Raw genomic sequence first — 14,836 nt, 5'->3', positions numbered from 1 at the left:
TCTAGTTTTGTGAGTTCAGATGCTCAAGCAATAGGGCGAGCTCCATTTCCGCCATTGATTCAAGCCTGTGATCATAGTCTTCAAACATCAAGGTGCCCGTTACTTTATTCGGGACAATGACACACTTCATTCCTGCGCGTTTCGCAGCAATCGAACCATTGACAGAATCCTCAAACGCGAGACATTCCGCTGGCGATACCCCGAGATTCTTTGCCGCCAATAAATAGAGCTCAGGATTCGGCTTTACCTCTTCCACATCATCCGCCGTTTGAATAACCTCAAAATCATCAAACAGGCCGATTTGCTTCAAATGGCCCGATACCCATTTATAATCGGAGCTGGAAGCAAGGCCTACTTTTAAGCCTAAATCCTTTGCCGCATTCAAATACGCTTCGACACCAGGTCTCGCTTTTTCTGTTTCCATGCGTTTGGCAAACCGCTCTCTTCTCAATTTTGTGAGCTCTTCATGATTCAGCTTTTTCCCGATCTGCTCTTCTAAATATTCAAAAGGCCGGAATCCCGCTGCAGTTCCGATGACCTTCCCCCAGACAGATAGCGGTAGCACTGAGCCGTGCTCTTCAAATATTTCCTGAAGAACCTCATATTCGTGTGTTTCTGTATCTAGAATAAGTCCGTCAAAATCAAAAATTAACGCTTTAATCACTCGGTACAACTCCTTTAGTCCGAATTGAGACATATGTATACATTTACTATACCCCGAAACAAGTCTGCTTTCAAAAAGTAAGGTTTATGTGAAGAAAGAGCCTGCACACTGCAAGCTCTTTCTATTTAATGAATGTTTTGGTGAGAAATGTTTGTCAGCGCTGCTCCCGCAGACTCGTTCGACATCTGATTGACTGCCAGGTCTCCAAGCGCAACGATCCCGACTAGATTGTTTTGATCTACAATAGGAAGGCGGCGGATTTGGTGCTGGGCCATCAGCTGCGACGCGTCTTCCAGACTCATATTAGGGTTTCCTGATATGAGTTCTGTTGACATCACTTCTGAAACGGGTGTCTGGCCATCACGGCCCTGAGCTGTAGTTCTTAATGCAATGTCACGGTCAGTCAGCATTCCTTTTAAAACACCTTGCTCTGCAACGGGAATCGCCCCGACGTTATGCTGTTTCATTAGAGAAGCCGCTTCCTGAATCGTTTGATTCGGAGAAACGGTTGCCACCTGCGTTGTCATTGTATCTTTAACTGAACTCATTGTCAGCACCCCTTTCAATCATTAGTATGTTCAGACACGAGCCGTTTAAAAAGGGAGTTAGAGGAAAGGTTTTATGATATGATTTCTCTGATACAAAAAAGAGCTTTTCTGAAAATAGAAAAGCTCTTGCCACCTGATTATATCAGCCTTCTGTGACCGAAAAAGGCTTTGTTTACCTTCTTTTGAAAGTCAGAAAAAGCAAACGGAAAATAAATCCCAAAATCATTCAGCATCTTGCTGTTTTTTTCAAAAATCGCCTGATCACTCACATCAGAGTGCGGCGAAGGCTTTGTCAGGATAATATGTATCATTTGCAGACAAGCCATAATTTGAAATGCTTCTTTTAATGTTCCTTGGTAATAATGGTTATTTAAAGATAGAACGCCTTTCTTTTTAAAGCGCTGAATGTCCAGCTCGGAGAAATAAAGAGGAAATACATCATGGATCAGCTCCATAGACAGCTCCTTGATAAAGCTCTCCTGTTCTGCAGTTGCTGCGTTCACAATTCTCACGTCAATCACCTTTCTTGCCATCGAATATCCTAAGTCTTACTCAAGAATAGCACAGAAAAAAACGCGAAAGCTAAGGTAAGTGTTTCCTATGAGAAACAGCAGCCTTCCGCTTCGAAAAGGAGCCATTTGACATGAAACAAAAAGGCAGAGGGCTTGAGGTCCTCATCAATGAAAAACAGGACGGCCAATGGCTGTTTTCCATACTCAAAACAGGGCTCAAAGCTTCTAAACCTGTGATACAAGAATGGATGACGCATCATCAGATAAAGGTCAATCACGAATCCGTCTTAAACAATATGATTGTAAAAAAGGGAGACCGCGTGTTCATTGATCTTCAAGAAAATGAAGAATCTTCGGTCATTCCGGAGTATGGCGAGCTTGATATTTTATTTGAGGACAATCACATGCTCATCGTCAATAAACCAGCTGGCATAGCGACGCACCCGAATGAAGATGGGCAAACAGGCACACTGGCTAATTTGATCGCGTATCATTATCAGATAAATGGCGAAACATGTAAGGTGCGCCACGTCCACCGTCTGGATCAGGATACATCTGGCGCTATCGTTTTTGCCAAGCATCGTCTGGCACACGCCATCTTAGACCAGCAGTTAGAGAAAAAGATGCTGAAGCGTACGTATACCGCCATCGCTGAAGGAAAGCTACGGACGAAAAAAGGAACAATTGATTCACCGATCGGCAGAGACCGATCACACCCGACAAGGCGCCGGGTTTCATCAGGCGGGCAAACAGCCGTTACTCATTTCAAGGTAATGGCCAGCAATGTGAAAGAGCGTCTGTCGCTCGTTGAATTAGAGCTGGAAACAGGAAGAACACACCAAATTCGTGTTCATATGGCGAGCATCGGCCATCCACTGATAGGAGACTCGCTTTACGGAGGCGGGAACAAGCTGTTAAACAGACAGGCGCTGCATGCCAAAAAGGTACAGGCCGTTCACCCGATAACCGGCGAGCTGATTGTTGCCGAAGCGCCTTTCCCGGCTGATATAGAAATCCTGTGCTCTACATATTTTTCATGAAGAAAAGCCGCAGGTATTTCCTGCGGCTTTTTAAATGACTCGCTTTCCATATATAATATAGCGCTTCGGGGCATTTCCCACGTATGAAAACGGATAACAGGTCGTCAGAATCAGCTCTTCCTTTTCATGCTGGAGCGTGATAATAGATGTGTCATCCTTATCAACAATTTTTGTTTTTACAATTTCATATGTGAATTCTCCATAAGACAGGAGAATGCGGAGCCGATCTCCCTTTTCCAGCTCTCCCGTCCGGCGAAACACGGTATCTCGATGCCCTGACAGCACAATTTGTCCGTTTTCATCAGGATAATAGCTATCCTTATAATGCCCGACACCTTTTTCTAAATCATCAGCATCAGTGCCCTCCACAATCGGAAGCTCTGCATTGATTTTCGGTATTTCCAAAATGCCGCTCGCTTGGCCGGTTTCAGGCCTAAATGATGCTTTGTTCTTTGCCTGCTCTGCGCTATTTTTCGTTCCCGAAGGTTCCTGCGGTTTTTCCGCCGCCAGTTTTGCTTCTTTTAATGTCTGTTCCGTTTTCATATTCGTATCGATCAATTTAAAGCCTCCATAGCCTGCGATCACTAGGCCGGCCGCAATGATAAGTAGTGGAATAACTTTTTTCACGTTCTGGAGGCGCTCCTTTTTCTTCTGACATATAAATAAGTTCCGGATAATGTCACCGCCGCACCGATCACCATAAAGTTATAGTAGTTTGCTGATGTATCCGGAAGCGGATGCTCTGACCCGCTTTCCCCGCCCTCGTTTCGTAAAGGCAATGTGCTGATGCTATTGGCAGCGTTTTTTGTGTTGTTGATAGGTATTTCATCGAAGCTCAAAATGGCTGAAGGCGGCAGCTGATGAACCGGTGCTGTGCCCGGAGTCTCTTTTATATCAGGCAAATCCACATCAGGCTCTGGAACCTCTTTCATTGGATGCTCCGTCCCCGGGTCATCTCCAGGCTCTTCCGTAACCGGGTCTTCTGTTACAGGGTCTTCAATATCACTGGCTGCAGCGAGCTTAATCCTTCCCTCTTTTGTATACGCAATTGGCTCATCAAAACTCTTCACGTACTCAACTGTCGCTTCCAAATCCTCTGGCCCTGTCACCGGATTTTTCCCAAGCAATCCGATCGGCTGATATTTGGTGCCTGTCGCCGTCGCCATAAAGTTGTTGACGGTTAATGTATATGTGACATCAGGCTGGATCTCGGTGCCATCTGCCATTTTCATATCGACTGCTTTTCCAGTTTCTTTATCCCACGTGTACGTAAACCCGCTGATGCTGTAGTCAGGCCCCAAAACCGGCGAGATTTGCGCATTGATAATCTCTCTTAAATCTTTTCCTTTAATCTCAAGCTTCGTTAACACATTTCCAAACGGCTGAATATTGTAAAGGTCTCCCCACGTAATCGGGCCCTTTTTCAGCGTTTCACGTATGCCTCCGCCATTCATAAGAGCGAAATCCGTTTTCATGGCAGTTCTCATTCCATCCGCAATCAGGTTTCCAAGTGGTGTATCGCCGTCATTTGAATACCCTCCTTCCATATCAACAGCTGCTTCGCCGACTACTTCGCTGATAATCGGTTCAGCAATAGTTTCGTATTTCTTTAAAATGGCTGAAGCGCTGGCATCCGGTTCGATTTTACTTTGATCCACATATACGATTTCCGCTGACTTTTTGACAATGTCTTTTGTCGTTTTATCGATCTCTACATCAACGACACCTATCGCTTTTCCATATTCATACGCTTGAACAATCAGTTTTCCATTCACTTCGCCGTTAACAACCTTATGATTATGCGCGGCAAAAATCACGTCAATTTCAGAATCTGTTTTGTTTGCAAGATCAGCAGACTCTCCGGTAATGGCGTTGCCGTTTTGTTCAGCTGACATATGTGCGAGAACTGCGATGGCCTTTACGCCTTTTTTCTTCAGCTCTTTGGCCGCCTCATTCACCGCTGTCGCTTCATCTGTAAACTCGATATTTTTTATTCCTTCAGGCATAACCATACCAGCTGCCGACTGTGTGACAACTCCGATAAAAGCCACGGGTACGCCCTCCACATTTATGATGTCGTAAGCCGGCAAAAAGGGCTCTCCAGTTGATTTCACTTTACAATTGGCACATACAAGGGGAAAGTTCTGTCCATCATATCCGCTTGTGCCTTTCGGGTGATCACCGCCATTTAAAATTCTCAGCAGTTCATCGGTGCCTTCATCGAATTCGTGGTTTCCCACAGTTCCGACATCAAATCCGATGTCCTCCATTAATTCTACAGTGGGTTCATCCTGAAGAAGAGATGAAACTGGAGAGCTGCCTCCGATCATATCTCCCGCGTGCACCATTAGCGTGTTTTTCTTTTCAGCCTTTTTTTCTTTTATATATGCGGCGGCATAGTCCATGCGTCCAAATGTGCCGTCTGCAGTTCCGTTCCCATCGAGATCAAGCTCATATTGCTGATCGATCTTGCCATGCAAATCATTCATGCTGAGAATTCTTAGCGGCACATTTTTTTCAGGTGCCGTTTGCCTCATTTTATATCCTGCGTTCTCCGCTTCCTTTGCTGACGCAAAGAAAATTCTGTTTTCCACCGCGACCCTCTTCCAGTCAGCCGGCTGCACATATGTTTGATTCGACGAATCCCCTACATATCTTGTCAAGCCTTTCCCTTGCTCTCTGGCTCTGAATTCAAACGGCATTTCCATGAGCGGATCGTTTTCATTCCAAATTCCTTTTTGTTCTTTTTTCGCAGCAGCTACTGCGGACTGAAACTGCTGATAATCCTCTTCATTGTCAACCGGCCAAATAAAATATGTCGGCGCATAGCCTTTTTTCACAAGCTCTAAGTTCACGTTTGAACCTGATTCAGTTATGACTTGTCCGAGCAGCCTGCCATAGCTGTCCTTGGCTTCACTCCCGACCTTAACAGTGATTTTATCCCCTGGGGACAGAACCGTTTTTAGATAGTCAGATGCCTTTTTGCCAAATCTTAATTGATTTTCGTCTGCGTCATTTTTTGGTGTGTGATATGTTTCAGGTGTATCTACATTTACAAACCGGATTTTGGTCGTTCCAAGAACCGGAGATTTGAGATGGATGGTATCGCCGTCAACAACCCGGTCAACAATCCCTTCATATTCTCCCTCAGCAGACGGAGGTGCGGGCTGCTCTTCAAGCAGCTTCAGGTCAGACGATTTTCGCGGAAGCAGCTGAAAGGATTGGTATCTGCTTAACACACCAGTAAATTCATACCATTTACCCTCATTAAGTTCGTCTATCACCCCTGTTTCATTCATAACCCGGAGCGTCATTGCATGATGGTCGTCATCAATCATCATTACATTGTAACCGCCGCCTGAAGGAGAACTTGGAATTGAGGAGACAAATGCAGTTAGTGTCACAAGGCGGCCTTCATACTGATCACCCAGGCTGCCATTAATGAGTTCATTGATTGTTAATTGTTTAGGGGCGGGGAGAGGCTGGTTTGACTGATTGATTTTGATGCCTGATAAGATTGGAACGATTTCTTTCAGTCCCTGGTAAGTCGTGATTCTCCCTGTCACCGTGATAACCATGCCCTCTTTTAATTCGGGAAATTGTTCAGGGGAAGGCGAATACATGTTAATGCCTCCGGTTTCATCTTGCAAAAAGGTCGACAGCTTCCCGCCTCCGATTGCGTTTTGATCAGCTGTGACGATCCCTTTTATCGTTACTTCTTCATTCAGCCTTCCCCGCGCTTCATTTATGGTCATTGGGTGTTCAGCCGGCGGAGTTTTCGTGTCATCGGTTAGGTTCATCGACTGAACGTTTTTAAGTCCCGTCGTGTTAAAGTAATTTTCAAGCTTGCCTTGAACCGTTATCTTTTTTCCAAGAAGAAGCGGATTGGTTTGCAGCCCGAACTGGTTTCTGAAAGCTGAAGGGATTTGCACAGGAAGGATATGATCGGGCGATATTTCATTTTTGCGGTCTGCCAGCGCGACATTATAATCATTTGAAAATGGGCTTGTCAGCTTGTAATGCTGCGGGGAAACAGCCTGGCCGACTGCATATCCTTCGACAAGCGCCTGTCCTTCTTTTTGCTGTTTTGCCTTCTCAACTGATATAGCCTGCTGCGGTTCAGCTGCAGTTACCGCTTCGCACGTGTACATGACATTTAAGAATATCAATGCCATGATCAATACCATATGCATCATACGCCTCATCATATTTCCTCCCTTAATATACACATAATGACAATGACTTTGTCTGCTTACCATTTCGACAGACAGCATATAATTCCTTTCAGGCTTCTGCATAATACGCGGCAGACTGGCACAAAATACAGCTGATCTGAAAAACAAGGAGGAATTCGGTTTGGATCAGTTAAATCAGCAGCAGCAATCCCAAATGAACAAAGGCATTCCTGGAAAACCGCATAAAAACCACGGCGGACATGAAATGTTTGATATGCACGAGGTGCTGTCCGGAACACTTACTGTGCTTGATCAGTTTATGATGCTGAGACAATTCTGTAAGGATCAAGAATTATTAAATATCCTTGATCGTCAATATCAATTCATTTCTTCTCAATACAATATAACTGCAGAATGTTTCAAAACAGGAAGCGAACCTTCACAAAAAACAGCAACTTATATGATGAAGGAAGACAACCAGACTGTTTATGGCATGCAGCCGTCACAGCCTAAAAAACCTGTTCAATCCATGAATGATATTGATGACAGCATCATCAGCCGACAAATGCTTTGCGCGGTTAAAGCACAAGCTTCTATGCTGACGATGGCTTCTCTGGAAATGACAAATCCGGCCGTAAGACGCGTACTGTCTGCGCAAATTCAGGAGTATGTTGAAATGGCATTTGAAATTTTCCTATATCAAAACAAACACGGCTATTACCAAGTTCCTCAGCTTGATTCGCAGGACATGGAACAGCTGAGAAATTCATTCGTCCCTGCACAAGGACAAATGCCTCCGACACAAGGCGGTATGGGCCAGCAAGGGCTTCATTAATACAAAGGCATTGGATAGTATTTATCCAATGCCTCACTTTTTTCAAATTTTTTCTTAAAGTCTTTTTCAAATTGATCAAGACTTTCCTTTGTTGCTGATTTAAACCCTTTTTTAAAGTCCCCTTTTTTTGCCGTTTCCTTTATCAGTTCCGATATAATGTCTTTCCCGTATTTACCCGTCAGCTCATCGAGCATATAAAAGCTTTGCAAATAGACATCAGTTTCATATTCGGCTCTGGCTTCCTGCCAGTCTCGGTCTGACTGCAAACGGTCAAAAGGGACAACAGAAAACGTGATCGGATCGATAAGCAATTCATAGTTCGCAATCCACTCGCTTAACCCTTCATGAAACCATAACGGAAACTCATCGGGGTCCGCCTCAAGCTCCTTCAATTTCTGGTGAAACGCATGATGTGTGTATTCATGAATCAACAATCTCTGGTACAAATAAACCGCTACCTCGTCCCCTTCTAAAAGTTTCTTTTTCTCTTCAGGCAACAATCCGATCAGCTGCTCCCGCTCAGAATAAAAACCAACGACATCCAATAAACCGGAGTAATCCTCCATCTGTTTTTCATTAGAAAAAAAAATAATATCAATAGGCTTTTGATTCGAATATCCAATCATAAACTGATTAATACTGACCGCATATTCAAGCGTTTCTTTCGTCAATGGCAGTAAGGACTTTTCCTTAGAAGTGTAATAAATATCGGCCTGTTTAAATGACTCTTTCTTCATGTGCTTCGTCACTTGTTCTTTTGTGATTCCAGATGCCTGCCCTGGCAAAGACAGGATATACATCGTGCTTGATACGATGGCTGAGCTTACAGCCAGCATCACAAGGACTCCGCACAGGAATAGAGCGGATGCCGCACGCTTTCCTATGCCACCCCGCAAACGTCTCCCTCCCTGAGCCGGTCCGTCTTGTACCTTTTATTTTTACTCTATGCAGCCTGAGTTCACAGTGTGTCATCAACGCACAGAAAAAGCCGCACAATTTGTGCGGCTTTTTTCATTTATTCAGCGTTAGGGAATACGCGCTGTACAGTTTGTGTAAATTCATCAAATAACCCGGCGATTGGATCACCATTTTGAATACGTTTTCCATATCCTTGCATACGCTCTACAAAATCAGGGTTAGCTGAAACGTAAACATTATCCATGTTTTTATCAGTGTCTCTCACTTTATCTGAAATCTTCTTTTTGAGGTCTTTTCCAACTTCTTTATTTCCATTTGTTAATACAACTGCCACATATGCTTGATTTCCGGCAACAATTACATTTGCATGTTTTACTTCTTTCATATCAGTGATTTTATCGGCAGCGTCGTCAGCAACATCTAATTTACGGTTGTCATTACCGTTATTATTGTTGTTATCGGTATTGTTGACATTGTCAGTTACATTATTATCGACATTGTCACGATTATTATTGCCATCGTTAATATTTCTTGTGCCATTATCGTTCACCGGATTGCGATAGTTAACATTTTCAGGTTCTAAATTATCACGTCTGCCCTCACCCTGATTGGCCATACTGCAGCCAGTCATAAGCAAAGGGATAAGAAGCACAGACGCAAGGACTTGTTTTTTTCCAAGCATGTGAATTCCTCCTTTATCACTTTACTTATAGGTTTTTCTAACTGGCTTTAATTATGCATGAAAATCTGAAGGAAATGCTTTCCCGGGAAATATAACGGTTAATTTGTCTAATGAGGGGGAAAATATGAGTACATTGCAAAGGAGGGATCATGTTGTTCAACCAGCGAAGAGGAATCAGCCCCGCAGCATTGATCATCGGATCAACTATGCTTATTGCTGCATTATCACCTCAGATCCGCCAAAGAATCAGCGGGTTTATCACAGGACAAATGAACAGACAACATTCAGAAAATAACACATTTGATGCTTCTAATGTAGGAAACATGGTCAAACAAGCATTAGGCGGCGGTAGCGGTGATAACCAGGACCGTTCACAACATCAAAGCCAGCGGCAAAACGGCCGTCAGCACCAGAATGCCGGACAACAGCAAACACAGCATCAGCATACACAGACACAATCGAGGCAAACTGAAACAGCCCCGAAAAAAAGACAGCCTCATTATGCTGAACCCATTCATTTTGAGCAAAGCGCAATGAATGTCATGGACGACAACACGATGATGGAAATGCTGGAGGACTTAGAACCCGGCCGTTAAAAAAACGTGTAACCTGGCTCAACATTGCCTCTAGGTGTTTTTTTCTTTTAAACTTCTTGTTTTCTATATTTTTTCGCCTATTTTGGAGTACAATTGGCGAGCTAAAAAAATCCTTCTTTCGTTCAATTAGAACGTTTGAAGGATTTTTTGTTTATGCTGCCGCTCTATCCGAAGCAATCTTTATCGATTCATTATTAGCTCCCTCATCAAAAGGCTGAAAAGGACAGAACACTATTCATTTTGTTTCTTGCTTCAACACTCAACATTTAGAATTTACTTGAGCGTTGGAAAATGCTGTTGACTATTCAGTTGAACTGTATTACATTATTATTAAGTTGAACTATATAGTCAAACTGAATAGAGGGTGCGGATATGAAACACAAATTATTACCGTTGTCTGAAACCATGCATTATATTTTATTAGCTCTGCGCGAGCCGCTCCATGGCTATGCCGTAATGCAGAAGATAGAAAAGATAAGTAACGGTACTGTTATTTTAGCAGCGGGTACATTATACGGTGCGGTTGAAAACTTGAATAAGCATGGTTGGATTGAACCTGTTGGAGAGTCAGGCCGGAGAAAAGTTTACATGATAACTGAAGAAGGAAGCGCTATTTTAAAAATGGAACAAAATAGGTTATTGCATATTTTATCCTTGTACGAAGGTAGTGAATCGAATGAAGAAATTTAAGATGTTTTTTGATATTGAAAAAGAGGAACAATGGCTGAACGAGCAATTACAAAAAGGCTATCGTTGTACAAATATTAGTGGATTAGGAATATACACTTTTGAAAAAACCGACAAGAGATATGTGATCCGACTGGATTACCAAGATATTTTACCAAAGAAAAAGTTCAAAGATTACAAAGGGATATATGAAGACTTCGGTTGGATTTATATAAATGGCCCTTGGCTTAGTGGAATTCGATATTGGCAAAAAGAAAATGATGGTCAAAATGAAATCTTCTCGGATCGCCAATCAAAGAGTAATTATTATAAAAGATTGATGAATTATTCTTCAGGTTTAGGTCTCATGTGTTTGTTTTTTTCTTATATGATCTATAAGGATTCAGGTTTATATTTAACTGAAGGTCTTTGGAGTATGAAAGGTGAATGGTTTTGGAAAGCATTTTTATTTGAAACTCCATTTGCTCTTTTGAGGTCGCTTCCCGCCCTTATGGTTGTTCTCTTTGCCGCCAGTTTTTATAAAGTGTATCGAAAGTATTCAATGTTAATAGAAAAATAATGCGAAGAGGTTCATTATGAACTTTTTTAATTCAATGAAGCACGATTGAATTAGATTTGGATACTCATCTTCTAGCAGGAATCTTTTATGGGGCCTCAGATAAGTTAGCGTCTTCAAGATACCATGAATACTCGTTAAAAAAACAATTTTCATTTCAATTAGATCAATCCATTGATCAGTAATGTCGGCTTGATCTTCCAAAAAAACAAAAAAAGAAACCCATGAACCTTTATATTACAAGGTTCATGGGTCTTATTAACGTGTAATCCCTGTCGGGTTACACGTTTTTCATATGTTACGCTTCTTCAGCTTCAATCACTCTGGATTGATCATGAAATGTACCTCGATCAATTTCCTTCGTGACCTTACTTGTAATAAGGCCGGATGTCATACTTCCGCTGACATTCAAAGCAGTACGCCCCATATCAATTAACGGTTCAATTGAGATTAATAAACCGGCGAGCGCTACAGGCATGTTTAATGATGATAATACAAGAAGCGCTGCGAAAGTCGCTCCGCCGCCGACTCCGGCAACACCGAAGGAGCTGATGGCAACGACTGCGATAACAGTGATAATAAACACCGGGTCGAATGGATTTTGACCGACAGTCGGGGCAATCATCATCGCCAGCATTGCAGGATAAATGCCCGCACATCCATTTTGGCCGATCGAAAGGCCGAACGAACCGGCAAAGTTTGCGATCCCTTCAGGCACACCCATGCTTCTCTGTGTTTTAATATTCAGCGGCAAAGCACCTGCGCTTGACCTTGACGTAAATGCAAATACAAGTACAGGCACTGCTTTTTTCAAATAAATCACAGGATTCAAGCCGCTGAACGTCAGCAGCAGCAAATGAATGATAAACATAGTGATTAACGCGGCATATGAAGCAATCACGAACATGCCCAGTTTTAGAATGCTGTCAAGATCACTCGTTGCAATCGTTTTTGTCATGATAGCCAACACCCCATAAGGCGTCAGTCTCAAAATGAGTGTGACAACACGCATGACAATGGCATAAACGGCATCAACCAGTTTTTTAAATGTTTCTGCCTGTTCCGGCTGTTTGTTTTTTACGCCGAGGAATGCCACTCCAAGGAAAGCGGCAAAAATAACGACAGCGATCGTTGAAGTCGGTCTAGCTCCCGTAAAATCTAAAAACGGGTTTCCAGGCAGCAGTTCAACAATCTGCTGCGGCAGCGTTTTCGCTGTCATATCCTCTGATTTCTGCTGAAGCTCCTGCCCCCGTGAAAGCTCTGTACTTCCTTGGTCAACCTGAATCGCCTGCAAATCAAATGAAAGTGCGGACACGATACCGACAGCTGCTGCAACAGCTGTTGTTGCTACTAAAATCCCGATAATCAAACCGCTGATTTTCCCGAGATTTTTTGTCAGTTTCAGCTTTGTAAATGCACCTAGAATCGAAATAAAGACAAGAGGCATGACAACCATTTGAAGCAATTTGACATATCCGCCCCCGGCAATATTAAACCAGTCGGCTGTTTGAATAACTATATTTGAAGTCGGGCCGTAAATCAGCTGAAGCGCAAATCCAAATACAATCCCCAGTCCCAGCGCAGTAAATACACGTTTAGAGAAGGAAACATGTTTTTTCTGCATAACAAAGAGCCCTAAGATAAGTAAAAATAAAATAAATACATGTAATACAACTAGTAAAGTCTCCAAAGCAGGTAAACTCTCCCTTCAAATTTTCTCATTTACTATATTACACTAATTCCGATGGGTCAAGTGCGAATTATTTTAACTTATCAATTGAAGCAAAAAAACCTTATATAATGCCTTTTTTTTCTTTTCTTTCCCTTCCATCTTTAGTACCTTATATAAGGGTGATAATATTTGCTGAAAGAACTGTTTGTAAACTTGACGATTTTAATCACATTTAATTATCTCTTCACCCACCTGTTTAAAGAAAGGTTAGTACATAAAAAAGACAGCATATCCTTTCAAGCTGTTAAAGGACTGGCCTGCGGTTTGCTCGGGGTTATTCTGATGGTGTTTGGATTTACCTATCAGCATTCAATTATTGATCTTCGAAATATCCCTATTATGATTGCCGCTCTTTATGGAGGCTGGGTTTCAACGGCAACGGCCCTGGCTATGATCGCTGCTGGCCGCATGCTGATCACAATGAACACATCTGCACTTTACTCGGTTATTATCATTTGTATCGCTGCCATCCCGTCACTCATTGTTTCTAGAAGAAAAAAAGTTCAACTAAAACATGCTTTCTATCTTATAATAATCACAAATAGCTTGATCTCCTTTACCTTTTATTTTCTTATAGACTTACATTCATATGAACTTCATTTATATTTTTGGATCATCTCAATAGCGGGCGGTATGCTCAGTTTATATATTATTGATCATGAAACAAATGCACATCTTCTTTATAAACAATATAAGTTTCAAGCGCACTTTGACTTTTTAACAGGCGTGTATAACCGAAGAAAGTTTGAAGAAATCACAAAAGCTCTGTATCGACAGGCGGCCGATACCCCGCATTTTCAATTTGCACTGATTTATATGGATATCGATCATTTTAAAACCATCAATGACCAATATGGCCATCATGAAGGAGATCAGGTGCTCAAAGAGCTGGGCTTACGTCTGAAGCAGAGCATCCGAAATAGTGATCCAGCCGCTCGGATCGGTGGTGAGGAATTTGCCGTGCTTCTGCCGAACTGTTCTCTTAATAAAGCAGCCCAGATCGCAGAACGGATCAGGAGCGCTGTCAGTCATGAACCGATTATATTAAAAAACGGTGAAAAGCTTTCCGTTACGATATCACTGGGGGCCGCTCATTACCCCAATAATACGGAACGGCCAAGATCCTTGCCCATTCTTGCCGATCAAATGCTTTACAAAGCGAAAGAGACGGGACGGAACAAAGTGTGTTTTTCAGAAAAAAAAGAATGAATTCAATGTTCGAATTCATTCTTCCAATCTGAAAGACGTTTCAAAGGCAGAAAAGCCGGGACAAGATCTCCCTGATATTCTTTTTCTATAAATGCCGCTGTATCATCAGCTTGATAAAGCTCAAGAATGGTTTGCAGCGCTTCCCGATCTTGATCCTCCGCTCTGACAACAATCAAATTCATCTCTTCCACAGACATGAGACCGCCGCTCTTTATGGTATGCTTTTTCGGGTTCAGGCCCGCTTTTTTTGCTTCAGATGGTTTCATAACAAACACGTCCCCACCGCTCACTGCATCCTGTTGCCGGACAGCTTTCAATTTCAGGTGTCTCGGATTATCTTTAATCATATCAACTGAACCTGTTCCGTTAAATCCGTTTTTCAACGTTAGCAATCCCGCCTCCTGAAGCACAGTAAGCGCCCTGCCAAAATCGAACGCTTTATCGGGAACAGAAACAACAGCTCCCCGCGGTATATCTTGGATTCTGTCATATTGTTTTGAATAAATGCCCATAGGCGTTATGTATGTCGTACCGAGCGGTGCAAGCTTAAGTTTGTGTTTTTGAGTGAACGATTGAAAATATGAAATGGTTTGAAATTAATATCTACGGGCTGTTGTGCTTCTAAATAACGGTCAAAATCTTCAATGACAAAATTAAACTCATTATTAGCAAAAGACAGCGC

At 42.5% G+C, this 14,836-nt stretch carries 13 protein-coding genes and 2 pseudogenes; 6 read left to right on the top strand and 9 right to left on the bottom strand.

Features of this window, described 5'->3' with window-relative positions:
• Position 1: 1 nt before the first annotated feature.
• The 3 genes from C1T29_RS05835 to C1T29_RS05825 form a co-directional block, all read right to left on the bottom strand.
• Complete coding sequence (locus C1T29_RS05835) at positions 2-664, bottom strand: HAD family hydrolase (RefSeq protein WP_095432741.1); 663 nt, start codon at positions 662-664, stop codon at positions 2-4.
• Positions 665-789: 125 nt separating this feature from the next.
• Entirely contained in the window at positions 790-1,212 is a 423-nt protein-coding gene (locus C1T29_RS05830; protein WP_103748966.1) for a CBS domain-containing protein, read from the bottom strand.
• Between the two features lie 137 nt (positions 1,213-1,349).
• Positions 1,350-1,745, bottom strand: coding sequence for a YhcU family protein (locus tag C1T29_RS05825; RefSeq protein WP_103748967.1), 396 nt, complete (start codon positions 1,743-1,745; stop codon positions 1,350-1,352).
• Between the two features lie 110 nt (positions 1,746-1,855).
• Here C1T29_RS05825 and C1T29_RS05820 point away from each other — a divergent pair, with 110 nt between their 5' ends.
• The gene (locus tag C1T29_RS05820; protein WP_103748968.1) at positions 1,856-2,764 is read left to right on the top strand and encodes an RluA family pseudouridine synthase; all 909 of its coding nucleotides are present in this window, start codon (positions 1,856-1,858) and stop codon (positions 2,762-2,764) included.
• Positions 2,765-2,794: 30 nt separating this feature from the next.
• Here the strand turns inward: C1T29_RS05820 and srtA are convergent, their stop codons facing one another.
• A complete protein-coding gene (srtA, locus tag C1T29_RS05815) occupies positions 2,795-3,391 on the bottom strand; it encodes a sortase SrtA (protein WP_103748969.1) in 597 nt (198 codons plus the stop codon).
• On the bottom strand, positions 3,388-7,038 hold the full coding sequence (locus C1T29_RS05810) for a sortase-dependent nonspecific endonuclease YhcR (protein WP_103748970.1): 3,651 nt from the start codon (positions 7,036-7,038) through the stop codon (positions 3,388-3,390). Before C1T29_RS05810 ends, srtA begins: the two co-directional genes overlap by 4 nt.
• An 82-nt stretch (positions 7,039-7,120) precedes the next feature.
• On the opposite strand from C1T29_RS05810, the gene C1T29_RS05805 reads away from it, so the two are divergent.
• On the top strand, positions 7,121-7,774 hold the full coding sequence (locus C1T29_RS05805) for a spore coat protein (protein WP_103748971.1): 654 nt from the start codon (positions 7,121-7,123) through the stop codon (positions 7,772-7,774).
• On the opposite strand, the pseudogene C1T29_RS05800 reads toward C1T29_RS05805, so the two are convergent.
• Together C1T29_RS05800 and C1T29_RS05795 are read right to left on the bottom strand one after the other, a co-directional pair.
• Positions 7,706-8,670: pseudogene (locus C1T29_RS05800) on the bottom strand (hypothetical protein). The gene C1T29_RS05805 and the pseudogene C1T29_RS05800 overlap by 69 nt on opposite strands.
• Before the next feature lie 119 nt (positions 8,671-8,789).
• Positions 8,790-9,374, bottom strand: a complete 585-nt coding sequence (locus C1T29_RS05795; protein WP_095432747.1) for a YhcN/YlaJ family sporulation lipoprotein — start codon at positions 9,372-9,374, stop codon at positions 8,790-8,792.
• A 149-nt stretch (positions 9,375-9,523) separates the two neighbouring features.
• On the opposite strand from C1T29_RS05795, the gene C1T29_RS05790 reads away from it, so the two are divergent.
• The 3 genes from C1T29_RS05790 (at position 9,524) to C1T29_RS05780 (ending at position 11,216) form a co-directional block, all read left to right on the top strand.
• Positions 9,524-9,970 (top strand): hypothetical protein, encoded by a 447-nt coding sequence (locus tag C1T29_RS05790; protein WP_103748972.1) that lies wholly within the window; start codon positions 9,524-9,526, stop codon positions 9,968-9,970.
• Positions 9,971-10,342: 372 nt separating this feature from the next.
• On the top strand, positions 10,343-10,660 hold the full coding sequence (locus C1T29_RS05785) for a PadR family transcriptional regulator (protein ID WP_103748973.1): 318 nt from the start codon (positions 10,343-10,345) through the stop codon (positions 10,658-10,660).
• Positions 10,647-11,216 carry a DUF2812 domain-containing protein gene (locus tag C1T29_RS05780; protein ID WP_095432749.1) on the top strand — a complete coding sequence of 190 codons (570 nt, stop codon included), beginning with the start codon at positions 10,647-10,649 and terminating at the stop codon, positions 11,214-11,216. The genes C1T29_RS05785 and C1T29_RS05780 overlap by 14 nt, the downstream gene beginning before the upstream one ends.
• A gap of 295 nt (positions 11,217-11,511) precedes the next feature.
• Here the strand turns inward: C1T29_RS05780 and tcyP are convergent, their stop codons facing one another.
• Positions 11,512-12,903, bottom strand: coding sequence for an L-cystine transporter TcyP (gene tcyP / locus C1T29_RS05775; RefSeq protein WP_095432751.1), 1,392 nt, complete (start codon positions 12,901-12,903; stop codon positions 11,512-11,514).
• 171 nt (positions 12,904-13,074) lie between these two features.
• Here tcyP and dgcK point away from each other — a divergent pair, with 171 nt between their 5' ends.
• Positions 13,075-14,154, top strand: coding sequence for a diguanylate cyclase DgcK (dgcK, locus tag C1T29_RS05770; protein WP_095432752.1), 1,080 nt, complete (start codon positions 13,075-13,077; stop codon positions 14,152-14,154).
• A 2-nt stretch (positions 14,155-14,156) separates the two neighbouring features.
• Here dgcK and C1T29_RS05765 read toward each other — a convergent pair.
• Positions 14,157-14,750, bottom strand: a pseudogene (locus C1T29_RS05765) (MetQ/NlpA family ABC transporter substrate-binding protein); the annotation flags it as partial.
• Positions 14,751-14,836 lie beyond the last annotated feature (86 nt).

The organism is Bacillus sp. MBGLi79, from assembly GCF_002953915.1.
Note: the sequence above shows the minus strand (reverse complement) of the source record. Positions and strands in the feature narration are given on the sequence as shown.

Excerpts from the sequence above, each read along its gene's own strand:
- C1T29_RS05820 (WP_103748968.1), top strand. The coding sequence starts at position 1,856 with ATGAAACAAAAAGGCAGAGGGCTTGAGGTCCTCATCAATGAAAAACAG.
- C1T29_RS05810 (WP_103748970.1), bottom strand. The coding sequence starts at position 7,038 with ATGCTGTCTGTCGAAATGGTAAGCAGACAAAGTCATTGTCATTATGTG.
- C1T29_RS05785 (WP_103748973.1), top strand. The coding sequence starts at position 10,343 with ATGAAACACAAATTATTACCGTTGTCTGAAACCATGCATTATATTTTA.
- C1T29_RS05780 (WP_095432749.1), top strand. The coding sequence starts at position 10,647 with ATGAAGAAATTTAAGATGTTTTTTGATATTGAAAAAGAGGAACAATGG.
- C1T29_RS05790 (WP_103748972.1), top strand. The coding sequence starts at position 9,524 with ATGTTGTTCAACCAGCGAAGAGGAATCAGCCCCGCAGCATTGATCATC.
- C1T29_RS05830 (WP_103748966.1), bottom strand. The coding sequence starts at position 1,212 with ATGAGTTCAGTTAAAGATACAATGACAACGCAGGTGGCAACCGTTTCT.
- C1T29_RS05795 (WP_095432747.1), bottom strand. The coding sequence starts at position 9,374 with ATGCTTGGAAAAAAACAAGTCCTTGCGTCTGTGCTTCTTATCCCTTTG.
- C1T29_RS05825 (WP_103748967.1), bottom strand. The coding sequence starts at position 1,745 with ATGGCAAGAAAGGTGATTGACGTGAGAATTGTGAACGCAGCAACTGCA.